The 21,948-nt window shown below is 40.4% G+C and carries 25 protein-coding genes; 10 read left to right on the forward strand and 15 right to left on the reverse strand.

Features of this window, described 5'->3' with window-relative positions; all coding sequences use genetic code 11:
• Nucleotides 1-30 precede the first annotated feature (30 nt).
• The 3 genes from ACFQZX_RS08835 to ACFQZX_RS08845 all read left to right on the forward strand — a co-directional run bounded on the left by ACFQZX_RS08835 (nt 31) and on the right by ACFQZX_RS08845 (nt 1,915).
• Nucleotides 31-333 (forward strand): hypothetical protein, encoded by a 303-nt coding sequence (locus ACFQZX_RS08835; protein ID WP_377113940.1) that lies wholly within the window; start codon nt 31-33, stop codon nt 331-333.
• 400 nt (nt 334-733) lie between these two features.
• Nucleotides 734-952 carry a hypothetical protein gene (locus tag ACFQZX_RS08840; RefSeq protein WP_377113943.1) on the forward strand — a complete coding sequence of 73 codons (219 nt, stop codon included), beginning with the start codon at nt 734-736 and terminating at the stop codon, nt 950-952.
• 363 nt (nt 953-1,315) lie between these two features.
• Nucleotides 1,316-1,915 carry an FISUMP domain-containing protein gene (locus ACFQZX_RS08845; protein WP_377113946.1) on the forward strand — a complete coding sequence of 200 codons (600 nt, stop codon included), beginning with the start codon at nt 1,316-1,318 and terminating at the stop codon, nt 1,913-1,915.
• Between the two features lie 13 nt (nt 1,916-1,928).
• On the opposite strand, the gene ACFQZX_RS08850 is transcribed toward ACFQZX_RS08845, so the two are convergent.
• The 8 genes from ACFQZX_RS08850 to ACFQZX_RS08885 all read right to left on the reverse strand — a co-directional run bounded on the left by ACFQZX_RS08850 (nt 1,929) and on the right by ACFQZX_RS08885 (nt 7,561).
• Nucleotides 1,929-2,543, reverse strand: coding sequence for an SOS response-associated peptidase family protein (locus ACFQZX_RS08850; protein WP_377113948.1), 615 nt, complete (start codon nt 2,541-2,543; stop codon nt 1,929-1,931).
• A gap of 67 nt (nt 2,544-2,610) precedes the next feature.
• The gene (locus tag ACFQZX_RS08855) at nt 2,611-3,864 is read right to left on the reverse strand and encodes a Y-family DNA polymerase (RefSeq protein WP_377113950.1); all 1,254 of its coding nucleotides are present in this window, start codon (nt 3,862-3,864) and stop codon (nt 2,611-2,613) included.
• Entirely contained in the window at nt 3,848-4,282 is a 435-nt protein-coding gene (locus tag ACFQZX_RS08860) for a LexA family protein (RefSeq protein WP_377113952.1), read from the reverse strand. The genes ACFQZX_RS08855 and ACFQZX_RS08860 overlap by 17 nt, the downstream gene beginning before the upstream one ends.
• 126 nt (nt 4,283-4,408) lie before the next feature.
• Nucleotides 4,409-4,522: an SDR family oxidoreductase gene (locus ACFQZX_RS08865; protein ID WP_377115317.1), complete on the reverse strand. Its 114-nt coding sequence runs from the start codon at nt 4,520-4,522 to the stop codon at nt 4,409-4,411.
• A gap of 35 nt (nt 4,523-4,557) precedes the next feature.
• Nucleotides 4,558-4,683, reverse strand: a complete 126-nt coding sequence (locus tag ACFQZX_RS08870; protein ID WP_377113955.1) for a hypothetical protein — start codon at nt 4,681-4,683, stop codon at nt 4,558-4,560.
• A 161-nt stretch (nt 4,684-4,844) separates the two neighbouring features.
• Nucleotides 4,845-5,123, reverse strand: coding sequence for a UBP-type zinc finger domain-containing protein (locus ACFQZX_RS08875; protein WP_377113957.1), 279 nt, complete (start codon nt 5,121-5,123; stop codon nt 4,845-4,847).
• Between the two features lie 90 nt (nt 5,124-5,213).
• Nucleotides 5,214-6,293, reverse strand: a complete 1,080-nt coding sequence (locus ACFQZX_RS08880) for a DUF3667 domain-containing protein (RefSeq protein ID WP_377113959.1) — start codon at nt 6,291-6,293, stop codon at nt 5,214-5,216.
• 8 nt (nt 6,294-6,301) lie between these two features.
• On the reverse strand, nt 6,302-7,561 hold the full coding sequence (locus tag ACFQZX_RS08885) for a nucleoside permease (RefSeq protein WP_377113962.1): 1,260 nt from the start codon (nt 7,559-7,561) through the stop codon (nt 6,302-6,304).
• 148 nt (nt 7,562-7,709) lie between these two features.
• Between ACFQZX_RS08885 and ACFQZX_RS08890 the strand changes: the two genes are divergently transcribed.
• Complete coding sequence (locus tag ACFQZX_RS08890; protein WP_377113965.1) at nt 7,710-8,327, forward strand: porin family protein; 618 nt, start codon at nt 7,710-7,712, stop codon at nt 8,325-8,327.
• Nucleotides 8,328-8,382: 55 nt separating this feature from the next.
• On the opposite strand, the gene ACFQZX_RS08895 is transcribed toward ACFQZX_RS08890, so the two are convergent.
• From ACFQZX_RS08895 to ACFQZX_RS08905, 3 genes are read right to left on the reverse strand one after another with little or no spacing between them, the layout of a single operon-like run.
• Complete coding sequence (locus ACFQZX_RS08895) at nt 8,383-8,982, reverse strand: bifunctional nuclease family protein (RefSeq protein ID WP_377113968.1); 600 nt, start codon at nt 8,980-8,982, stop codon at nt 8,383-8,385.
• A 29-nt stretch (nt 8,983-9,011) separates the two neighbouring features.
• On the reverse strand, nt 9,012-9,989 hold the full coding sequence (locus ACFQZX_RS08900) for an electron transfer flavoprotein subunit alpha/FixB family protein (protein WP_377113971.1): 978 nt from the start codon (nt 9,987-9,989) through the stop codon (nt 9,012-9,014).
• A gap of 29 nt (nt 9,990-10,018) precedes the next feature.
• Nucleotides 10,019-10,756, reverse strand: a complete 738-nt coding sequence (locus tag ACFQZX_RS08905; protein ID WP_377113974.1) for an electron transfer flavoprotein subunit beta/FixA family protein — start codon at nt 10,754-10,756, stop codon at nt 10,019-10,021.
• A gap of 67 nt (nt 10,757-10,823) precedes the next feature.
• On the opposite strand from ACFQZX_RS08905, the gene ACFQZX_RS08910 reads away from it, so the two are divergent.
• Nucleotides 10,824-11,168 (forward strand): tetratricopeptide repeat protein, encoded by a 345-nt coding sequence (locus tag ACFQZX_RS08910; protein ID WP_377113977.1) that lies wholly within the window; start codon nt 10,824-10,826, stop codon nt 11,166-11,168.
• A 97-nt stretch (nt 11,169-11,265) separates the two neighbouring features.
• Here ACFQZX_RS08910 and dnaB read toward each other — a convergent pair whose 3' ends face one another.
• Entirely contained in the window at nt 11,266-12,825 is a 1,560-nt protein-coding gene (dnaB, locus tag ACFQZX_RS08915; protein ID WP_377113980.1) for a replicative DNA helicase, read from the reverse strand.
• Between the two features lie 283 nt (nt 12,826-13,108).
• Here dnaB and rlmB point away from each other — a divergent pair, with 283 nt between their 5' ends.
• Nucleotides 13,109-13,873, forward strand: coding sequence for a 23S rRNA (guanosine(2251)-2'-O)-methyltransferase RlmB (rlmB, locus tag ACFQZX_RS08920; RefSeq protein WP_377113982.1), 765 nt, complete (start codon nt 13,109-13,111; stop codon nt 13,871-13,873).
• A gap of 91 nt (nt 13,874-13,964) precedes the next feature.
• Here the strand turns inward: rlmB and ACFQZX_RS08925 are convergent, their stop codons facing one another.
• Nucleotides 13,965-15,050, reverse strand: coding sequence for a mannose-1-phosphate guanylyltransferase (locus ACFQZX_RS08925; protein WP_377113984.1), 1,086 nt, complete (start codon nt 15,048-15,050; stop codon nt 13,965-13,967).
• A 236-nt stretch (nt 15,051-15,286) separates the two neighbouring features.
• On the opposite strand from ACFQZX_RS08925, the gene recQ reads away from it, so the two are divergent.
• Complete coding sequence (recQ, locus tag ACFQZX_RS08930; RefSeq protein WP_377115320.1) at nt 15,287-17,479, forward strand: DNA helicase RecQ; 2,193 nt, start codon at nt 15,287-15,289, stop codon at nt 17,477-17,479.
• Between the two features lie 87 nt (nt 17,480-17,566).
• A complete protein-coding gene (locus ACFQZX_RS08935; protein WP_377113987.1) occupies nt 17,567-18,001 on the forward strand; it encodes a hypothetical protein in 435 nt (144 codons plus the stop codon).
• A gap of 21 nt (nt 18,002-18,022) precedes the next feature.
• Here ACFQZX_RS08935 and ACFQZX_RS08940 read toward each other — a convergent pair whose 3' ends face one another.
• A complete protein-coding gene (locus tag ACFQZX_RS08940) occupies nt 18,023-19,927 on the reverse strand; it encodes an OmpA family protein (RefSeq protein WP_377113989.1) in 1,905 nt (634 codons plus the stop codon).
• A gap of 42 nt (nt 19,928-19,969) precedes the next feature.
• Nucleotides 19,970-20,593, reverse strand: a complete 624-nt coding sequence (locus ACFQZX_RS08945; protein ID WP_377113991.1) for a 7-carboxy-7-deazaguanine synthase QueE — start codon at nt 20,591-20,593, stop codon at nt 19,970-19,972.
• A 170-nt stretch (nt 20,594-20,763) separates the two neighbouring features.
• Between ACFQZX_RS08945 and ACFQZX_RS08950 the strand changes: the two genes are divergently transcribed.
• A complete protein-coding gene (locus ACFQZX_RS08950; RefSeq protein WP_377113993.1) occupies nt 20,764-21,543 on the forward strand; it encodes a hypothetical protein in 780 nt (259 codons plus the stop codon).
• 6 nt (nt 21,544-21,549) lie between these two features.
• The gene (locus tag ACFQZX_RS08955; RefSeq protein ID WP_377113996.1) at nt 21,550-21,882 is read left to right on the forward strand and encodes a Rieske (2Fe-2S) protein; all 333 of its coding nucleotides are present in this window, start codon (nt 21,550-21,552) and stop codon (nt 21,880-21,882) included.
• Nucleotides 21,883-21,948 lie beyond the last annotated feature (66 nt).

The raw sequence follows: 21,948 nt of genomic DNA on the forward strand, positions 1-21,948 counted from the left end.
CACTATAATATATTTTAAAGCCTAAGCGATATGGTAATCTTAAAAGTTGGTACAGAGAACGATACTGAAAAGCACGTAGAAATTGTAACAGAAAAAGGCGTTTGGGGAAGCGGCCTTTACAAGATTTTTTCTGCAAAATTTTTAAATAAATTAGCCCATAAAGAAATTCCGAACGAACCAATGGATGAAAATGACCCTAACTTTTTAGGTGCTATTACTATTGATAAGGAAAAAGAAAAGTGGGAATACAAGGGTAGCAAATTAAAGATACCCGAGTTAAAAAAAATAGTTGATTTTATTTTTGATTATAAAGCGCCAGACGCGGTATATTAATAATATTCGATAAAAACAGAGGAAGAGTATTTCCTCTGTTTTATCAAGTTTCCCTTTATAGGTAGCTTATAATTGGCACTGCGTTTATTTTTATTAAATACGTGGCAAGGCTTACTTTAAAGTTATACCTGCATAGATAAGTAAATTGGCCTTTACGCTGGCTCCGCAACCAATATTTCTCTTAATTACCTTTCTTATTCTAATACATCTGGTGTATTGATTTAATAATGACTATTTGCCATGATAATCAATACACTATTTCTGATTATGCAGTAGAAATATCTATGAGGTGTTTTTATGAAGATTAACATAGTTAATTCTAAATTAAAACCATCATTATCAGTGTGTGTTATATCAATGTTGGTTTTAACATTAAATAACAACATATAAATCACATACCATGAAAAAACAGATAGCTATTGCCTGCTTATGTATTTGCACAATTTTAACTGCATGTGGAGGCAGTAATAACCCGGAAGATAATGATACCAGCAGCGTAACTACCGATACCATGACTAACGGGCATCATTCAGGCCGTGGAGCTGGTTCACAGGATACTGCCGACAATAACGTTACCGATTCGGCTACCATTGCTCCTCCGGACACAACTAAGAAATAACTTATACTTAATAAAGTTTAAAAACCCAGCAAAAAGGATCCAAGTAATATCAATTATCTCCAATGTGTTTTACTGTCATTTTTAGGGTCAATAAGGGTATTACTTACTGTAAATTAATGGGCGACATGCATACTTTACTTTAAGTGTCAAATGTACCTCATCTTTACATTTAGGTGTACAATAAACATTTAGCCTTGAAGCCAATGAGTTTTGGGTAGTTGTATTACTTAAGGTAAATAATAAAGCTGGTTAAAAAACCAGCTTTATTATTTTATGGCTTTATGCTACCGAGTTATATTGTAATTATTTAATAAGTAACGTTTGCTTGTATAAATGTGTCATAGTGAAAAATTAACTTTCATTATGCGATCAAGGTACTACTTAACGGGCTTACTGTTCATTATTTTATTTAACTCATCATGTAAAAAGGAAGAAACGATAGATGACACGCATATAAAGCTGTATGGTAAGACTTATAATATTGTTAAAATTGGCGGTAAAAGCTGGACTAATGCTAATTTTGAAGGAGCTGAAGGTGTTTATCGCGACAATAATAATCATCCTGAATATGGAAAATTTTATACTTATGCTGAAGTAAAAGCACTGAAGCTGCCAAAAGGGTGGAGGTTGCCTACCAAAAAAGACTTTGTTGATTTAACTAAGGCAATTGGTGTTACGGATGTTAACGATCAGATTATTGATGTTACGTCGCTTAAAAAGCTCACATCATCTACGTTATGGAGATATATCCCTGGTAACAATCAATCCGGTTTTAATGCTTATCCCGGTGGCTATTATTTTGATAGTGTACCATCAATAGATGGCACTATTGCTCAGTTCTGGACAGCAGAAGGATTGGGATTTCGTATACAGGAAAATTACAATAACAATTTAAAGCTAATGTTTTACAGCGATAACGACGACCCCGGCATAAGATATAACATCAGGTTTATTAAAGATTGATATCAGGTATATGTTAACTTCGGTTGGGATCTTTTTCAGCCGTAATTTTAAGTTGATCTGAAGTGCATGGATGTGATAAAAGGTAACTAATGCGTTGCTGACCGGTATAAGTTGGGTCTATCCATGCTTTTATGTCGTTACGCTCCATCATAGCCGGCATGCGGTCGTGTACCTGGGCCATGGCCTCATTTGGAGGCATGGTCATCATTACAAAGGTAGGCAGTAAAATATTGGTTTTGATATCGAGCCAGATATCCCAAAGCCCGGCAATATAAAAAGGTTTACCATCTGTGCGCTCAATACGATACCTGACCTGCCTATCACGGTTAAACTCAAAAAATGCCTGTACCCTTACAACACAATGTTTGTGTCCAACTAATTCACGCCATAGCGGTACATGCAACAACGACTCGATACGTGCGTGCTTGTTCTTACTGTGTATCCGATCATCATCCAGCGAAAGCAGGCCCCATCTAAATTGCTGCACCTTGTCAGGCATTGCATCAGTTACCACCGGTAGCATGGATCCGGCGCTCGCTCCGTTATTATTCTTAGGAGTGTAAGCGCTGCCATCCCGCTTAATAATTTTGATATCCTTTTGTTCGCCTATCTCAACGTGTCCGCACATATAAAATAATTTAATTAGCAAAGCTAATATCTTTAGTAATTATAAACAAATTATCGTTTAAATAGAATTACTTAGTAACGATGATATCTTGCCATTTAGTGGTATACTGCTGGCTTAAGTATTCCTGCTTCATTACCCATTTTTTTTCATAACCTTCAGCAGCGATACGTACAGTACCACGCCCGTATCTGACATTTAGTTCATCTATCAATGAAGCAAGCCTTTGCTCTCGGGAATGGTCGTATCCGGTAAAAAGGTTGCATTGCACCTCGCCGGCCGGCACTATACCTGTCGCCCGTACTCCGGTTTTCAGATAATTAAACCCAGGTTGCCATATAGCTCTTAACGCCTGCAGACATACTCTTGTAAACGCATGATTACTGTTTGCAGCAAACGGAACCTTAACGGTAAGGCTGGGATAGTACTGGTCATGCTTAACATTATGCTTGTTAGTTCGCAGATAAACTGTAATGTTAAGCGCCATGCTATTTTGCTGCCTTAATTTAAGCGCAACGGTAGCAGCATGCATGCAAACGGCCTCTTCAATTGCCTCCAACGTTGTTTGATAAGTATTAAAGCTCTGGCTCGACTCGATCCCTTTTGAACGCTCTGCTACATCCCGGATGACGTTGCAGGGTTTGCCCCATAATTCCTGGTGAAGGCGCCATCCCTGTACAGTCATTTGCTGCCGCACCCAATCGGCCTTGCACCTGCGGAAATCGCCTGCTGTTTTAATCCCACTTTCTAATAGTTTATTAAAATAGGCAAGGCCTACTCCCCAAACGTCCTCTATAGGAAAATCTTCAACAATAGCATTTATTTTTTCTTCAGTATCTAAAACCAGGTAATCGCGCTTTTGCCGTTTGGCCGCCTTGTTTGCCATTTTAGCCAGGCTAAATGTCGGGCCAATGCCTATGGTTATAGATAGGCCGGTATTCTGCATTACTTCCCGGCTGATAGTAGCTGCATGTTCCTCCAGGTTAAGGCTGTGAATATTCCCTAAAGCCATAAAGGCTTCATCTATACTGTAAACCATCAAGGTATAAGTATAGCGTGCAAGGTTATTCATCAGGCGGGCGCTCATATCTGCATATAACGGATAATTGCTGCTAAATATCACGGCATTATGCTCAGACAGGTTTTTTCTGACCATAAATTCCGCATCAGCCATTTTTATGCCTATTGCTTTGGCCTCGTTACTCCGGGCTATAACACAACCATCGTTGTTGCTCAGCACAACAATTACGCGGCCTTTCAACTGTGGCTGAAAAAGCACCTCGCAGCTTACATAACAGTTATTGATGTCAACATGCGCAAACATCTATATACCTCCCTGTTTTTAAAGCCGGCGGCAGTACAGGGTTCAGTGTAAGTGTCACCACTCCCCAGCAATTCCAATGCTCAGTATGTACTATTTCAATGTTATCATCGGGTCTGTCTCCCCTTAAAACCAATCTATCCTTACCGGGGCAGTATTCACGAGTATAAAACTCGCCTTCGTGGAAAAATACTACAATGCAACCGGTTGCGGGCCTTAAGCTGCGATCAACCACCAGCACATGATCGGGTAAAATATGATAACTTGTCATTGCATCAGAACCCATGCGCATGAAAAAGGTATTGTCCGGATCCATTACGATAATATCGGTAACATCCAGTGGTGGTTCTTCATAAGTAAGCATCGGAAGCCTGAACCCCAGCACATCTCTTTTTGTCCTTTGTTTCCTAATACGCAGCATTTACTAATATTTTTAGCAAATTAAATTGAAATTACCGGTTTAATCAACTTTGTTTAACACAAAAATGCTATAAAGTAAAAAAGGCTCCATTAGGAGCTTTTAAGTTGTTATGGAAGTATTTTGTATTTAGGCTAATCCACCATCTACAAATAATTCAATACCTGTTATGTAGCTTGAATGGGCAGAGGCGAGGAATAAAGGTGCTGACGCAATCTCTTCGTATGTATCGAATCGCCCTATAGGTGTTTACTTGTAAAGGAATCTTTTACTTCCTGCTATACACCTTCGAAAGTAGCAGTATCTGTAGATACCCGGCTAATAATGTTCACACGGGTTTTATGTGCCTGAAGGTTCAAGTGTCCATGTACGGGCAAATGATCGTACAGCCGCTTTACTGGCATTGTAAACACCCATTCCTGGTTGGCAGCTTTAGTACATAACCTTTAAAAATCGAACACTATTATGTAAAATTAACCGCTAATGTAGAAAAGCCAAAAAATAGCCGGCGAATGTGTTTTTAGGGTAGTATATAACAATCATTATAACAAGGCAATGAATTTTGTTAATACTCTGCAAACTCTTCATCGACATAACACCACAACCATCTTTCGCCGGGTTGTGCCGATGCAATTACAGGGTGCTGCGTGGCGTGATAATGCTTGGTCATGTGCTGTTGTGGCGATTGATCGCAACACAGCGTTACACCACAAGTTTGGCAGGTGCGTAAATGAAACCAGGTAGTGCCTTGTTTAATACACTCTTCACAAACATGGTCGTCGCTTATTTTAATTTCAGTTATATCTTGCAGGTGTGCACAAAAGCTTGAGTCTATCTGGGGCATAATAAATCGTTATAATTATTCAATATACATATTAAGAGCAAAACTCGACATTAACAAATTAAACACTATCAAAACTAATAAGTGTTAGCATTATACCGTAGTTATGGCAGTAATTAACACTATCACAAATACGCTTAAACCAAATATTATAGAGTACATAAACGAGACCCCAAGCATTTTAGTGATGGTGCGCCACCTGCTTCGGTTGTATACTACACGCAGCGAACGATAAATGTACCAAATGATAGTTAAGGCTGCTAAAAACTCGAGCCAATCGGATATTTTATTCCAGTCATGCGGAATAATTAGTTTTAACAACAGTATCGCTATCAAAAACAGGAAAATAAAGCAATGTAAATGGATGGCATATATAATATGCTCAACGTAATATTTATGATTTTTATAAAATGCTATCTTTAATATCAGCGCAAACAGCGGCAAAAGTAAAAACATCACCTTAGGCGAATTATGCTTTAAAGCCTCAACAAACATTTCCTGCGCGTTTTTGCCCTGGCTTTGCCAGTCAAATGCTTTTTTGGCGATATATCTCTCTAAAATATTGTCTTTTTTCATAGGTGGCAAGCTATCCTGCCTTTTAAGATAGTCAGCATACGTTTTGTCATGTTCAAGTTTTACACCTAACATGTCCATGCTGCCATTTTGGTTATAATCCAGATTATATTTTACTTTTCCTTTTTCTTCAGATGTTGTAACAGTCACATGATCAGTAATAGCCGCTTTTTGTGCAGCACTAAGATTGCTGCTATTTTTAATGCTGTCTACAAAAGCCTTTTTAACACTATCCGCCTTATATATCGTTTCAGGGTTATGCTCAAGCTCCACTTCAGCCTTGTGGTGACTGCTTCCTCCAAAAGCTACCACAAAAAAAACTAAGCTAATAAAGATGTACATCTTTACGGGGTGCAGGTATTGTGCCCTGCGGCCGGCATTATATTCGTTGGTTAAATGGCCGGGCTTAAAAAACAGTGGTTTAAGCGTATGAAAAAACTGGTAGTCGAAGTGGAAATAATCACTTACAGCATGATTAAGCATGTGCCCAAAGCTTTCTTTCATCTGTAGGTTTTCCTGCCCGCAATTATGGCAAAAATTACCCTGTAAAATTGTTCCGCAGTTTAGGCAGTCGTTCTCTTTACGGTAATGCTTTTTCATGTGTTGGTCTAAGCGTGTTCAATGGCATGCTTAAGCGCCGCGTTATGTTTATACCTGAACACAAAGGGGAAAATAATGGATATAACCAATGCGTATATAGCAAAAGTAAGCCATATGCCATGCCAGTCCTTACTATTATCGGGCAAGGTAAAATATCTGTCAATGATGATACCGCTGGCAAAGCTGCCAAATAACGCCCCAAAGCCATTTACCATCATCATGAATAAACCCTGTGCGCTGCCGCGAATTTCGGGCGAGGCCTGGGTCTCTACAAACAACGATCCGGAAATGTTAAAGAAATCGAAAGCCATTCCATACACAATGCACGATAGGATGATCATCCACAAACCATTAGCCGGGTCGCCAAAGGCAAACAAGCCAAAGCGCAATACCCAGGCCAGCATACTGAATAGCATTACATATTTGATACCAAATTTGCGCAGAAAGAATGGAATTGCCAGGATAAACAGCGTTTCTGATATCTGGCTGATAGACATAATTATAGCAGGATATCTTACAGCAATAGTATCTTTATAAGCTGCTACGTTTTTAAAATCATGTATATAGGTATCCCCATAAGCATTGGTAAGTTGCAGTGCTGCACCCAAGAGTAAAGAGAACACAAAAAATATGGCAAAACGGGATGACTTAAACAATGCAAAGGCATTTAGCCCCATAACATCAATCCAGGATTTATTTTGCGTTTTTTTATTTAATGGTGGGCATTTAGGCAATGTAAACGCGTAAAGCCCCAGCGCAAATGCAACGGCGGCAGAGATATAAAACTGGTTAACCGATGTTTCGTTATGCGTTAAGCTAACCGTCCACAAAGCGGCAATAAAACCAATTGTACCCCAGGTGCGGATAGGGGGGAAAGCCTTAACTACATCTATACCCTGGCTTTTCAGGGCAGAGTAACCTACCGTAATAGATAGTGATAAAGTAGGCATGTAAAAAGCCATATTGATAAGCATCACCCAAAAAAAGGTTACAGGGCTGGTTACCATAGGTAGCACGCAGAGTGTTAAGCCACCCAGTATGTGCATTATTCCATATAGTTTTTCGGCATTAATAAATTTATCTGATAAGATACCGGTGAGTGTAGGCATCAGGATAGACGATATACCCATGGTGGAAAAAATAGCTCCGAACTGTGCACCCGACCATTGTTTATTTTGAAACCAGTATGCACCAATAGTGAGTAGCCAGGCCCCCCAAATAAAAAATTGCATAAAATTCATCACTATTAAGCGGACCTTAATATTCATATCAGCACTTGGTATTAACAGTTAATCAGTTTTTATCAAGGGCTGAAAATAGCAAAATATCGGCGAATGGTAAAGTGTTAAATTTGAAGCAACAATTAGGAAAAATGATTTAAAAACCTACTTTTGCCGACGAACTAAAATCACAATTATGTACAAAATTTTTACTGCAGTGGCTGCTGTATTATGCCTTTCTACAGCTGCGTTTTCTCAAACTAAAGGCACAACTAAATTTGGTTTACAAGTTGGTTACAATGCATCCACAGTAACAGCAAGTGGCTTAACTAACAGCGATTACCGCAGCGGGTTTAATGCAGGCGTTAGTGCCGACCATTTCTTTTCAGACTCCTGGAGTTTAAAAGTTAAAGCCCTTTACGACCAAAAAGGATGGGATAACGGGTATATAGCCGGTGGCATGGTTGGAGGTGCTACAATGATTACCAACTACAAACTTGACTACGTAAGCATTCCTGTACTGGCTAACTGGCATTTTGGCCGTACCAAAAACTGGTACTTAAACTTTGGCCCGTATGTTGGCATATTGCTAAATGCCAAAGAAACCAGAAGCGATATGGATTTAAAAGAGTATTTCAATACTGCCGACGTTGGCCTTGATGTGGGCATTGGCGTGCAATTTCCTGTATCTAACGCCTCAAGGTTTTTTATTGAGCTAAACGGCCAGGGTGGAGTTACAGATCTTATTAAAGATAATCAAGGTTCTACCTTAAGAAGTACTGTATCAAGCATTAATATCGGTATCAACTTCTAATCAGACAAGTTTAAAAGCAAAAAGGGAGTTACAATTAATCGTAACTCCCTTTTTGTTATGATGATTTTCGTTTATTAAGCTCATCTCTTATTTTAGCGGCCTTTTCATAAGCTTCTTCAGCTAAAGCCTCCTGCAAACGCGATTTAAGTTCATCGTCACTCAGGGCCGTATACGAGCCGGCTGTTGCGGCATGTGTTTTTTCTTCTGGCGTTTCATTAATGTTTTCAAGGTAAACAAAATCGTTTCCCTCAATAACAATACCTGCGGTTGAAAGTATAAACTCGTAAGTAAATATCGGGCATTCAAACCTTACCGATACGGCAATGGCATCAGATGTACGTGCATCTATCTCAACTGTGCGTTTACCATCAAAGCAAACAAGTTTAGAGTAAAATATACCATCTACCAGATTATAAATAATCACTTCCTGCACACTGATATTAAACGCCTGGCCAAGGCTTTTAAATAAATCATGTGTAAGGGGACGACTTGGGGTCATCTTTTCTATTTCGATAGCTATAGCCTGCGCCTCAAAACTGCCAATTATTATTGGAAGCCTGCGCCGGCCGCTTATTTCGCCTAATACTAAAGCATAGGCGCCAGATTGTGTTTGGCTGTAGGAGAGCCCAACAATATCCAGCTTTATCTTTTTCATATCATTCCCCATCACTGCAAATATACGCTTTAAGCCGATGCTTTATATTGTTTTACTGCCTCGATTAATTTCGGTACAATTTCAAAAGCATCACCAACTATTCCATAGTCGGCTACCTTAAAGAACGGAGCTTCGGCATCTTTGTTTATGGCAACAATAACTTTTGATGCGCTGATACCTGCCAGATGCTGTATAGCGCCAGATATCCCTATGGCAATGTAAAGGTTAGGGCTGACAGCAATACCGGTTTGCCCAACGTGCTCACTATGCGGACGCCAGCCTGCGTCAGATACCGGCTTTGAGCAGGCCGTAGCCGCGCCTAATAACTCAGCCAGTTCTTCGATAAGTCCCCAGTTCTCGGGGCCTTTTAATCCACGGCCGCCAGATACCACGATCTCGGCATCAGGCAGTGATACCTTATCTGTAGATTTTACTATTTCATTAAGCATTTGCTTAAAATCCGATTCTTTGAAATCCACAGTAAATTCTTCTACAACAGCTGTACCGCCTGTTTCAACTACTTTGTAAGAGTTTGGTGTAAGCGAAATTACTTTATTGGCCGATGTAAGTTCTACAACAGCATAAGCTTTACCCGAGAACGCTGTTTTTTTAACGGTGAATTTATCGCCGTTTTGCTCTGGCAATGAAACAGCCCCATCAGCAACACCGGCCTGTAATTTTACCGCTATGCGGGGTGCAAGGCCACGGCCGCTAAATGAGTTGGATAGTACCATGATATTTGCGCCTTCTGCCTTGGCAGCCTCGGCAATTACAAATGCATAAGCTTGGTTAACAAAGCTCTTGAGTTTATCGTTGCTAACGTTTAAAACTTTCTCTGCGCCGTATTTTCCTAAGGCAGCCAGTTCATCATTAGCAACATCGCCAATAGAAATGGCAATAAGGTTGGTGTTGTTTCGCCCAGCTATTGCCTTAGCGTACGATACCGCTTCGTAAGTAGATTTTTTAAACTTGCCGTCAGTATTTTCGGCATATATTAATATCGACATATATGAAATTTGGTAGTTGTAAAAATATGTTAGATAACCCTTGCTTCGGTATGCAGTAACTCAACAAGTTGGGCGGCATCAGCAGCCGGTATCAACTTCACCTGGCCGCGGGGTGCAGGTGTTTCATAACTAACCACTTCAGAAAAGGTTTGCACCTCAACAGCTTCAACCATATTAAGCGGTTTAGTACGGGCGCTCATGATACCGCGCATGTTAGGTATTTTGGGCTCGGCAACACCTTCTGCCGTTCCTGCAACAAAGGGAAGTGGAATGGTAATTACCTCTTTACCGCCTTCAATTTCGCGTTCAACAATTGCTTCATTATCAGTAATATCCAGTTTTTTAATGATAGATACCGACGGAATATCTAACAGTTCGCCCAGCATACCTGCAACTTTAGAGCCATTGTAATCTATAGATTCGCGGCCTGTTAGTATAAGATCAAACGGGTTTTGTTTAACATATTGAGCTATCTGGTAAGCTACGTACCATGCATCATGCGGCTTTGCATTGATCCTGACAGCATCAGTAGCGCCAATGGCCAAAGCCTTACGTATGGTAGGTTCGGTATTAGCTTCGCCTACGTTGATGATGGTAACACTGCCTTTACCACCATCGGTAAGTTCAATAGCGCGGGCAAGTGCAATCTCATCGTAAGGATTCAATATGAATTGAACGCCATTAGTATTAAATTGCGTGTTATTATCCGTAAAGGTTATTTTTGTCGTGGTATCCGGAACATTGCTGATACATACCAGTACTTTCATATAATTGGTTTTTATAGGTATGAGTTATTAGGGTAGGCAAATCTAAATAAAAAACAACGAGTTTAAAATGGACACAAGCAGATTGGAGAAGTTGCTGGCATTTATAGAAAACGAGCCCAATGACGAGTTTTTGAAGTATGCATTGGCTACTGAATACTTACGACTGAACGATACCGAAAGGGCATTGGCCTATTATGAGGACCTTGTAAACAATCACCCTGATTATACGGGCACTTACTATCACTTAGGTAAATTATATGAGGCCCTTAACCGTCGCGAGGATGCCATCAATATTTATCAAAAAGGTATTGCAATAACACGTGCTAAGCGTGATATGCATGCCTTATCCGAACTGCAGGGGGTATACAACAACCTGGTAGGTTTTGATGATGACGATGATGACGATTATTGAAGGAAGGGAAAAGGTGAAAAGAGAAGGGTAAAAAAGAAAGCTTGAAGATAAAAAAGGCGAGAGATCAATCCTTTCGCCTTTACCTTATCCTTGAACTTTAAAAAGGTGGTTCATCCTCTATATCATCCATCCTTGATGGGCGAATGATGAAGTTGCTTGGTTTTTCAAAATCCTGTGAAGGTGCCAAGCCTGAAAATGCGTTTCCCATAGGAGGAAAGCCGTCCATACTGGTTTCAAGATCCTGGAACTTAACGTATTTACCTACGAATTTCAACCTTACACGGCCGGTCTCGCCGTTACGGTGTTTGGCTATGATTACTTCGCCCACGCCTTGTGTAGGGTTATTATCTTCATCCACATCTAAGCCGTAATATTCCGGGCGGTAAAGGAAAAGCACCATATCTGCATCCTGCTCAATAGATCCCGACTCACGTAAGTCTGAAAGCATTGGACGTTTAGAGCCACCGGGGCGATTCTCTACGGCACGGCTTAACTGTGATAGTGCAATAACCGGCACATTAAGTTCTTTTGCTACGGTTTTTAGCGCACGTGAGATGCTACCGATCTCCTGCTCGCGGTTACCACCACCTTTGCCATCAGCCTTACCCTGCATCAATTGCAGGTAGTCGATAATGATCAGTTGTATATCATGCTGAGATTTTAAACGGCGGCATTTAGCCCTGAACTCAAATATATTTAATGAAGGCGTATCATCTATAATAAGCGGGGCCTGCTCCAGGCGACCGATCTTAGAGTGTATCTGCTGCCATTCCCATTCTTCAAGGCTGCCTTTACGTATCTTTTCCTGCTCAATCTCAGTTTCTCCGGATATTAAACGGTTAACCAACTGAACGGACGACATTTCAAGGGAGAAAACTACAACCGGCTTTGCAAAATCAACTGCAGCATTACGCGCACAGCTTAAAACAAACGCCGTTTTACCCATCGCCGGGCGGGCGGCAATAATAACCAGGTCTGATTTTTGCCAGCCGGAGGTCATGCGGTCAAGCTCGGTAAAGCCTGAGGCAACACCTGTAAGGCCGTCTTTTTTATCTTTCAGCGCCTCAATATCCCTAAGGGCCTCATGCATCAGGTCGTCCATTTTACGCGAGTCGCGACGCAGGTTATTCTGGGCTATCTCAAACAGGTTTTTTTCTGCTTTATCCAGCAAGTCGAACACATCGCTTGTATCTTCGTAAGCGTTACTTACAATATCAGTTGATATACGGATAAGCTCGCGCTGAATGAATTTTTGAATAATGATGCGCGAATGGTATTCAATATTGGCAGCAGAGGCAACACGGTTGGTAAGCTCTGTAATGTAATAAGCGCCGCCAACCATTTCCAGCTCGCCCTGCTGGCGAAGCTGCGCTGTTACAGTAAGTATATCTACAGGGGATGTTTTTTCAAAAAGGATGCGGATAGCATTAAATATCTTCTGGTGGTTATCCTTATAGAAAACTTCGGGCTTTAGAACATCTATAACTGATGAAAGTGCATCTTTCTCAAGCATTAATGCACCTAAAACAGCTTCTTCAAGATCAACAGCCTGAGGTGGTAATTTTCCTAAACCAACTTGCGCAGACGCAGTACTAAACCTTGTCCTGCGATCGGTTGTGCCAGGCTTGTAATTAGGGGACTCGTTCTCGAAAATCATAGCAAACAAAAATATACAAAATTTAACTTCACTTTAACAGATTTAGTCCACATAGTGTATTTACTGTTTAACAAAATCATTATCAGTGCTATAAAATTTGAACCTTGAAATTAACACTCAATGTTTAAAACGTGTTAATTACTATATAAGTGCCTGATCTATATTGATGTTAATAAATATAACCCGATGTTAATAATTACAAATTAAGTGAGGCACTCCAGATATTACTGTACTGGTTTAATCAGTTAATATAACTACTTTTGACGAAAAATTATTAGCAACAATGACATTCAATTCAAAACCTGCACGCGAAGGTAATCAGATGGTTTTTGGTATTAGGGCAGTTATCGAGGCTGTAAATGCAGGTAAAGAAATTGAGTCGATATATATACAACGGGGATTGGGAGGGGCATTACTGAATGAATTAAAATCAGTATTGCAAGACCACCGGATAATGGCGCAACAGGTGCCGGTAGAAAAACTTAACCGCATCACTCAAAAAAATCATCAAGGGGTTATTGCTTTTATATCCCCAATAATTTATCAGAAAATTGAAGATATTATTCCTGCCATATTTGAGAACGGGCAGGTGCCATTGATATTGATTTTAGATAGCATCACTGATGTCCGCAATATGGGCGCAATAGCCCGTACAGCCGAATGCGCCGGTGTACATGCTATTGTTATACCAGCAAAAGGGTCGGCTCAGATAAATCCGGATGCTATAAAAACGTCTGCGGGGGCCCTTTATAAGATACCGGTATGCCGGCATGATAATTTTTTGCAAACTGTAAGATTTGTTCAGGAGTCTGGCTTGCAACTGGTTTGCTGCACCGAAAAGACGACCGATTATCTTTATACACCCGATTATACGATGCCCACCGCTATTGTAATGGGTTCTGAAGAGGATGGTATACGTAATGAAATTATCCGCATCAGCGATCACCTGGCTAAGATACCTATGTACGGTGAGATAGAATCGCTCAACGTTTCGGTATCTACCGGTATAATTTTATATGAGGCAATAAGGCAGCGCTTTGTTGGTTAGTTTAAAAGTTGAGTAGTTGATTAGGGATAACTAATAGAGTAGTGGTGAGTAATGAATTTGTAATAACTCCTTACTCACCTTTCACTATTCCCTATATATATTTTGTTCCGAACTTACCTTTTACGTCAGCAACAACCTGTTTAATATTTTGCTCCTGGTCTCGCGGGCAGATCAGCAGGGAATTGTTTGATTCAACCACAATATAATCATGCAGGCCTTGTAAAATCACCAATTTATCGCTTGGTACGTTCACCATACAATTGCTGCTATCATACATAATCACCTTATCAGCCGGAATAACCGCATTTCCTACATAGTCCTTTTCGGCCAGCTGATAGATAGAGGCCCATGTACCCAAGTCGCTCCAGCCAAACTCCGAAGGTAATACGTACACGTTAGGGGCCTTTTCCATGATACCATAGTCTATAGAAATATTAATACAACGCTGGTAAACCCTGTGCACAAATTCTCTTTCTTCATCGGTGTTATAAACAGAGCGGGCTTCGGCAAATATCTCATGCATTTCCGGCAGGTGCTCGTCGAATGAGTTTACAATAGCTTTGGCCGACCATACAAATATCCCTGCGTTCCATAAAAAGTCGCCGCTTTGTATAAAGGTCTTTGCAATTTCAAGTGTAGGCTTTTCCGTAAAGGTTTTTACCTTATGAAATTCATTATTTAAGGTCTGATCGGTATATTGGATATAGCCGTATCCGGTATCCGGACGAGATGGCTTAATACCTAAAGTTATCAGGCAATTGTTTTCCGCTGCGGTTTTAAGCGATTTTTCTATAGCTGTTATAAATGCCGCCTCGTCAAGTATCAAATGGTCAGACGGTGCCACAACTATGGCAGCATCAGGGTTCATACTTTCTATCTTAAAACATCCGTAAGCCACGCATGGTGCGGTGTTCCTCATTACCGGTTCGGTCAGTATCTGGTTGTCAGCCATATCCGGCAACTGTTCTTTAACAAGACCGGTATAAATTTCGTTGGTTACTACAAAGATATTTTCTTTAGGGCAAACCTTTAAAAAACGCTCATATGTGTTTTGTATTAATGTTTTGCCGGTACCTAATATGTCTATAAACTGCTTTGGGTGTGAGGTTCTGCTTATTGGCCAAAATCGACTGCCAATACCGCCAGCCATGATTATGGCGTAGTAATTTTTATTCATCTGTAGAAAGATTTTTTGTTCGGCTAAAGCCCGCTAAATATGTATATAATTTTTAAATATTGTGACTTGAAAAATTAAAATATTTCATTCAAATTTCATTAATCCATTAATCTTCAAAAAACAAAATTGTTTTCAAAAGAATAATCATTTCTGTATAAAATTTTTAACAAAACCCGCCGTTTATTTATTAATTTTTGTTATTTTGAACCATAATTCCAAACGTACAATTAATAATGATTGAAACAAAAAAATCGCTTTTTGACAACCTTCAGAACTTCTTTGGTTTTGATAACTTTAAAGGTGAGCAAGAGGCGATTATTACCAATATTTTAGCGGGTAACGATACATTTGTTATCATGCCTACGGGCGGTGGCAAATCCATGTGTTATCAGCTTCCCGCACTCATGAGCGAGGGCACAGCGATTGTGATTTCCCCGCTTATCGCATTAATGAAAAACCAGGTAGATCAGTTAAGGGCTTTTGGTGGATCAGATAGCATCGCGCATTTCTTAAATTCCTCGTTAACCAAATCGGAAATTCTGAAGGTAAAGGATGATGTGCTTAGCGGTAAAACCAAATTGCTTTACGTAGCACCCGAATCTTTAACCAAGCAAGAGAACATTGACTTTTTACGCCTTAATCATGTATCGTTTGTGGCAGTTGACGAGGCCCACTGTATATCCGAGTGGGGGCATGATTTCAGGCCCGAGTACCGTAAGATACGGCAAGTTATAAGCAATATCGGAACCGATATACCAATTATCGCTCTTACAGCTACCGCTACCCCAAAAGTACAGCAGGATATTCAGAAAAACCTGCAAATGAACAATGCTACGGTTTTTAAATCCTCATTCAACCGTTCTAACCTTTTTTATGAAGTACGCGCCAAACGCAATGTCATTAAAGAAATCGTAAAATTTGTTAAGCAAAACCAAGGTAAATCGGGCATTATCTACTGCCTTAGCCGTAAAAAGGTTGAAGAGGTAGCAGAAGTGCTTAACCTTAACGGAGTACGTGCCTTGCCTTATCATGCAGGTTTAGATCCTAAGGTGCGTGCTGACACTCAGGATAAATTCCTGATGGAAGACGTTGAAGTAATTGTAGCTACTATTGCCTTTGGCATGGGTATAGACAAACCTGATGTAAGGTATGTGATACATCATGACATGCCTAAAAGCATGGAAGGCTATTACCAGGAAACCGGCCGTGCCGGCCGTGATGGCGGCGAAGGTGTTTGCGTAGCTTTCTACTCCGAAAAAGATATTGATAAGCTGCAGAAGTTTATGAAAGATAAACCTGTGGCCGAGCGTGAAATTGGTACGCAGATACTGAAAGAGGTGATTGATTATGCCGAGTCGTCTGTATGCCGCCGCAAGCAATTGCTGCATTACTTTGGCGAAAATTTTAATGAGGCCGGCTGTAATAACATGTGCGACAACTGCTGTGCGCCAAAAACTCATTTCGACGGCGAGGAGCATTTGCATAGGGTACTAAGCCTTATCAACCAGATAGGAGAGAAGTTTGATGATTGTCATATCATCAATATTTTAATGGGTAAGGATGATGCGCAGGTTAAAAACTATCAACATGATAAGCTCGATTATTTTGGATCGGGCATTGAGCAGGGTGAAAATCTATGGACATCCTTACTACGACAGGCGCTTTTAAGCAACTTTATTTCTAAGGATATAGATCAGTATGGTTTACTGCATTTAACTAAAACCGGAAAATCCTTTATTGACAACCCATACAGCATACGCTTTATTTTAAATCGCGATATGGGGCCAACTGATGATGAGGAAGGGGATGAAGGCCCTAAACAAGCCGGCGGTGCATTAGATACACAGCTATTGCAAATGCTTAAAGATTTGCGTAAAAAGCTGGCTAAACAAAAAGGCTTACCCCCGTTTGTTATCTTCCAGGACCCGTCTTTAGAAGAAATGTGTACGCATTATCCTATTAGTAATGACGAGTTGAAACAGATATCGGGCGTGGGTGCAGGTAAGGCCCTTAAATTCGGCGCACCGTTTCTTGATCTGATTAAGAAGTATGTTGAGGATAATGATATCGACCGCCCGGTTGATATGGTTATAAAAAGCGCAGCAAACAAGTCGGCACTTAAAGTTTTCATCATACAAAATATCGACAGGCACCTGGATCTGGGGGATATTGCAGCATCTAAAGGGCTTACTTATGAGGAGATTTTAAAAGAGGTGGAGACTATTGTTAACTCTGGCACCAAGCTTAATCTGAATTACTACATAGATGAAGTGATAGATGAGGATAAGCAGGAAGAAGTTTACGACTATTTTAAAAGTGCTGAATGCGATTCGATTGATAATGCCCTTGCCGAGTTAGGCTCCGACGATTATACACGCGAAGAAGTACAACTAATGCGGATAAAGTTTATGTCGGAATTAGGAAATTAAGCTTTAAAGAAGATTTACATGTGTTAGAAAGCATATTTATAAATGAATATGCTTTTTATTTATATTCACGTTTATACTAACCTTATTATGACATTAAAACAATCCTTTACAATTTTAGCTCTCTGTATACTGTCTCAAAGTTGTCAAAACACAACAAATAAAAATGGTAATGCCAAAATTGCTAAACCCGACAGCAGCAAAAAATATATACTCACAATATTACAGGATAGTTACAATGAGTCGGCCAACAAATTTAAGCCTGATAATTTAACAGATACGATAAGTGCTGCTAATGATACAGTTGCTTATTTAAATGCATTAAAGAGATTCTATGATAAAAAAATTGTTGAACGAAAAAATATGAATTATGGTCAGCCCAAATCTTTTACAATTACTGACCTGAACGGATTAGATTTGAAAGGAGTTTTACCACCCGCTGTAATAGCCACATTGAAGGAACAAGTGACAAGTATCCCTGATGTTAAAAATATGATAGAAGAATACAGAAAGGATAGTCTTTAATAGCTATCCTTCTGCCTGATGTCATTTTGCAATAATCATAAACTCTGTTCTTCTATTTAACGCGCGGTTTTCATCAGATGTATTCGGCGCTATGGGCTTTGCTTCTCCGTAACCTTTATAAACCAGTCTGGCTGCGCTTGTACCACCTGCTGTTAAGTACTCATAAACAGATTGTGCCCGTTTTTCGGAGAGTGTTTGATTGGCCTGATCATTACCCACATCATCAGTATAGCCTGATATTTCAATCCGGATGGCAGGGTTCATCTTCAAAAATTCTGACAACTTTTGCAGTTCGGCTTTCGACTCTGCTTTTAACTCAAATTTACCGGTATCAAAAAATATGTTTTTCAGGATAACTTTATTACCCACATCTATTGGAGATAGTGCTACAGCCAGGTTAAACGCTTTTTTATCCTTAAGCCCGGTAAGTGAAAAATTTTCAGAATAAAACAAGTAACCCTGTTTGGAAATATTTAAGCCATAATTTTTACCTGCAGGTAAGGTAGCCAGAAATTCACCTGCATCGGCAGAGGTATAATCCTGGTAAATAGGCATGTTTTTTTGAAGATCAATTATTTCAACGGCTGCCTCAAGGGGCGCTTTTGTTTTCCCATCCGTTACGGTGCCTTTTACATACGTTACCATATTGGGGCGCAGGGCTACCGGTAGTTCAAACATATAAATATCATATCCACCAAAGCCCTTAAGATTGTTTGAAGAAAAAAAAGCATAAGTTCCGTTTGCCGTTAAGGTCAATCCGTTCTCGTCACCGCTGGAGTTGATAGGATAACCCATATTCTCGGGCTTTTGCCATTTGCCATCCTTACCTAAACGGCTAACAAATAAATCGCGGCCGCCAAGCCCGGGCCAACCGTTACTGCAAAAATAGAATGTGCTGTCATCAGGGTGTATAAAAGGCGACTGCTCATCATACATGGTGTTTATCTCGGGGCCCATATTTTCCGGAGCGCTCCAGCCGTTTTCTGTTAAGTGCGACTTCCAAATATCGTATCCACCGTAACCGCCTTTACGGTTGCTCACAAAGTATAGCGTACGGCCGTCGGCGCTGATGGATGGTTGTGCTTCCCAGCCTGTGGTATTTACCGGCGCACTAAGGCTAAAGGGCTTGGCCCAGTCGTTACCACGCTTTTGAGCAATGTAAATATCACAACGCCCAAGCCCGTCTGGCCGGTTACACCCCGTAAAAAACAGGTAGCGGCCATCCTGCGAAATAGACTGCGCCCCCTCGTTATATGCAGGTGTGTTTATAACGTTGCTTAAGTAAACAGCGGTTTTCCACTTATCTGCTGATTTTATGCTTTTATAAAAATCTTCGTTGTTGTTGGTTTTGCGTGTAAATATCAAAGTGCTTTCATCGGCAGTCGCAACGGGCAGATATTCGTCGTCAGCGGTATTGATCTCGGCACCCATATTAATCGGCTGAAATGATACCGGGTGTGCAATGGCCTGTAAACTGAACTGGCAATCGGCTATTAACTTTTTAGCATAAGCCAGATTTTGTGGGGTGAGGTTAGGATAGCTAATATATTTTTCCAGGTGATGCAGTGCGGATTCATAGGCACCCAAAGCAATCTCACAATCGGCAGCCTTTAAATAAACGGCGCGGTTATACTCCGGAGAAAGCGAAAGCACCTTAATGTAATGAGTAATTGCAGGTTTAAAATTGCGCTGCATGCGTAATATATCGCCGGCAAGCGAGTGCGCTTCTACAAAGTTATTATCAAGTTCTGTCGATTTTTCCAGCTGCGCTATGGCCTCATCATATAAGTGTTCGTCCAGGCTTCTGTTAGCTTCGGCGTAATATTTTATAGCCTGCTGATTGGTGGTAGAGTATTGCCTGTTCTGAGCATTTGCACCTATATATATAAAGAGCAAAATTATAAGCGGTAGGTAGATCTTGTGCATCAATAACTCTTTACGTTATTCAATACACTAAGTTACATCACTTTACGGAATATTTAAGTATTTATGGGTTTGTAATGAAATTTCCCATTGAGGATTGGCCATTACATAATCAACAATAAGCGGGGTCATTTCCTGATGTTTAGACCATTCTGGCTGCAGGTAAAGTTTGCAATTCGGCTCAACCAGTTTTGCATGATGTTCGGCAAAAGCAAAATCCGACTTGTTGAATATGATTACTTTCAATTCGTTAGCCCTATCGGCAACATCCTGCATTGGGGCTTTGAATTTTTTTGGTGACAGACAGATCCAATCCCAATGCCCAGAAAGGGGATAAGCGCCGGAAGTTTCAATAAAAGTTTTAATGCCTTGTTGTTGCAGGCTTTGGGTAAGATAATCCAAATTATATATAAGCGGTTCGCCGCCTGTTACTACAACCGCTTTTGACGGAAACCGGCATGCATTTTCAACGATGGCGTCGGCAGGAGTAAGAGGGTGGGTTTCTGCATCCCAGCTTTCCTTTACATCGCACCAGTGGCAGCCCACATCGCAACCGCCAAGGCGAATAAAATATGCTGCTTTACCGGTATTATATCCCTCGCCCTGTATCGTATAAAATTCTTCCATTAAAGGAAGCAATGTGCCATCTTCCGGAACCTGGTGTGCCATAATTATTAAGGGTGCAAAGGTAAGTGTTTTGAAGAGAAAGAGAAAGCTCTGACACGAAAGTAGCTTAATATGATATTTAAAAGATAATGATATTAACTAATTGCAAAGCTTTAGTAGTAAAGCTTTTAGCTTTCAGCTGTTTTTGTTATAATTACATAATTTTAGGCCGCATGAAAAAGCTATACATTCCAATAGTATTTTTAGCACTTATATGCCTTAGTTCATGCGTTGATATTGAAGAGCACTACGATTTTAAAACAGACGGATCATGTAATGTTATTTACGGGTTTGATATGGGTAAAGCCGTATCAATCCTTACTAATTTGATGAGCGATTCAGTCCGTTCTACGCCTCAATTTAACATCGTAAAAGATACCACACTTAGCTTTTATGACGCTTTGCCCGATACTTCTGCTGCTAAACTAAACGCAGAAGAAATTGCCATGGCAAAAAACAGCCAACTCTCGGTGAAAATGAATCTTAAAAAAAACGTCATGAAAATGGAGATGAGCCATCTGGCTAAAACCCCTGCCGAGCTTGAGTATTTTTTACAACACATATCAACCGTATCAATAAACAGCCCGGTTGATTTGGGAGCGCCTGAAAACAGTAAAAAGGATAAATCACCTTCCAACGCCTTTACTATGCAGCGGTTTGTAGCAGGGCAGGATTATTACATATATGAGGTTACACCGCATAGTTTTTCAAGAATTATCGATAAAATTAAGTTTGGCAAATTTCTAAAGAAAACACAATCCACACTTGCGATGGCAAAGGCAATGCTAATAGATATGCCTTACAAAGTTGTGATGAACTTTGCGCATCCTGTAAAAAAAGTGAGTAACCCCAAAGCTATTCTTTCAGCAGACAGGCGTAGCGTTATCCTGGTTACTACCATGGATGATGTTATTAAGAACCCCAATTTGATGAACCTTAAAGTCGACTTTTAAAACCGTATGAAATGGTATCCTCTGCCGGGTATTGAGCTTACCAATGAGCCGTTCATCAAAAAGGTTAAAGTCGGCGGTAAGAACATTTGTGTTGTAAGTTACCAGCAAAACTTATATGCAGTAGGAGCAACCTGCCCGCACGCCGGTGCCGAGCTAAGCGGAGGCTGGTGCAAAGATGGTAAGATCATCTGCCCGTTTCACCGTTATTCTTACGACTTGGAAACAGGCAAAGGCAGCCCTGGTCAAAATGACTATATAGATAGCTACCCGATAGAAACCAAGGAAGGACAGGTATACGTAGGTATTGAATCCTTTTGGGATAAGGTGTTTGGTAAGTGACCTTACAGGTGGCAAAGCAGGGTTTATATATCTCAAATATAAACCCCTACCAAACCCTCCCGAGGG

The organism is Mucilaginibacter litoreus (assembly GCF_042676805.1).
GTDB lineage: Bacteria > Bacteroidota > Bacteroidia > Sphingobacteriales > Sphingobacteriaceae > Mucilaginibacter > Mucilaginibacter litoreus.

Excerpts from the sequence above, each read along its gene's own strand:
- ACFQZX_RS08835 (WP_377113940.1), top strand. The coding sequence starts at position 31 with ATGGTAATCTTAAAAGTTGGTACAGAGAACGATACTGAAAAGCACGTA.
- ACFQZX_RS08840 (WP_377113943.1), top strand. The coding sequence starts at position 734 with ATGAAAAAACAGATAGCTATTGCCTGCTTATGTATTTGCACAATTTTA.
- ACFQZX_RS08845 (WP_377113946.1), top strand. The coding sequence starts at position 1,316 with ATGCGATCAAGGTACTACTTAACGGGCTTACTGTTCATTATTTTATTT.
- ACFQZX_RS08850 (WP_377113948.1), bottom strand. The coding sequence starts at position 2,543 with ATGTGCGGACACGTTGAGATAGGCGAACAAAAGGATATCAAAATTATT.
- ACFQZX_RS08855 (WP_377113950.1), bottom strand. The coding sequence starts at position 3,864 with ATGTTTGCGCATGTTGACATCAATAACTGTTATGTAAGCTGCGAGGTG.
- ACFQZX_RS08860 (WP_377113952.1), bottom strand. The coding sequence starts at position 4,282 with ATGCTGCGTATTAGGAAACAAAGGACAAAAAGAGATGTGCTGGGGTTC.
- ACFQZX_RS08870 (WP_377113955.1), bottom strand. The coding sequence starts at position 4,683 with ATGCCAGTAAAGCGGCTGTACGATCATTTGCCCGTACATGGACACTTG.
- ACFQZX_RS08875 (WP_377113957.1), bottom strand. The coding sequence starts at position 5,123 with ATGCCCCAGATAGACTCAAGCTTTTGTGCACACCTGCAAGATATAACT.
- ACFQZX_RS08880 (WP_377113959.1), bottom strand. The coding sequence starts at position 6,293 with ATGAAAAAGCATTACCGTAAAGAGAACGACTGCCTAAACTGCGGAACA.
- ACFQZX_RS08885 (WP_377113962.1), bottom strand. The coding sequence starts at position 7,561 with ATGAATATTAAGGTCCGCTTAATAGTGATGAATTTTATGCAATTTTTT.
- ACFQZX_RS08890 (WP_377113965.1), top strand. The coding sequence starts at position 7,710 with ATGTACAAAATTTTTACTGCAGTGGCTGCTGTATTATGCCTTTCTACA.
- ACFQZX_RS08895 (WP_377113968.1), bottom strand. The coding sequence starts at position 8,982 with ATGAAAAAGATAAAGCTGGATATTGTTGGGCTCTCCTACAGCCAAACA.
- ACFQZX_RS08900 (WP_377113971.1), bottom strand. The coding sequence starts at position 9,989 with ATGTCGATATTAATATATGCCGAAAATACTGACGGCAAGTTTAAAAAA.
- ACFQZX_RS08905 (WP_377113974.1), bottom strand. The coding sequence starts at position 10,756 with ATGAAAGTACTGGTATGTATCAGCAATGTTCCGGATACCACGACAAAA.
- ACFQZX_RS08910 (WP_377113977.1), top strand. The coding sequence starts at position 10,824 with ATGGACACAAGCAGATTGGAGAAGTTGCTGGCATTTATAGAAAACGAG.
- dnaB (WP_377113980.1), bottom strand. The coding sequence starts at position 12,825 with ATGATTTTCGAGAACGAGTCCCCTAATTACAAGCCTGGCACAACCGAT.
- rlmB (WP_377113982.1), top strand. The coding sequence starts at position 13,109 with ATGACATTCAATTCAAAACCTGCACGCGAAGGTAATCAGATGGTTTTT.
- ACFQZX_RS08925 (WP_377113984.1), bottom strand. The coding sequence starts at position 15,050 with ATGAATAAAAATTACTACGCCATAATCATGGCTGGCGGTATTGGCAGT.
- ACFQZX_RS08935 (WP_377113987.1), top strand. The coding sequence starts at position 17,567 with ATGACATTAAAACAATCCTTTACAATTTTAGCTCTCTGTATACTGTCT.
- ACFQZX_RS08940 (WP_377113989.1), bottom strand. The coding sequence starts at position 19,927 with ATGCACAAGATCTACCTACCGCTTATAATTTTGCTCTTTATATATATA.
- ACFQZX_RS08945 (WP_377113991.1), bottom strand. The coding sequence starts at position 20,593 with ATGGCACACCAGGTTCCGGAAGATGGCACATTGCTTCCTTTAATGGAA.
- ACFQZX_RS08950 (WP_377113993.1), top strand. The coding sequence starts at position 20,764 with ATGAAAAAGCTATACATTCCAATAGTATTTTTAGCACTTATATGCCTT.
- ACFQZX_RS08955 (WP_377113996.1), top strand. The coding sequence starts at position 21,550 with ATGAAATGGTATCCTCTGCCGGGTATTGAGCTTACCAATGAGCCGTTC.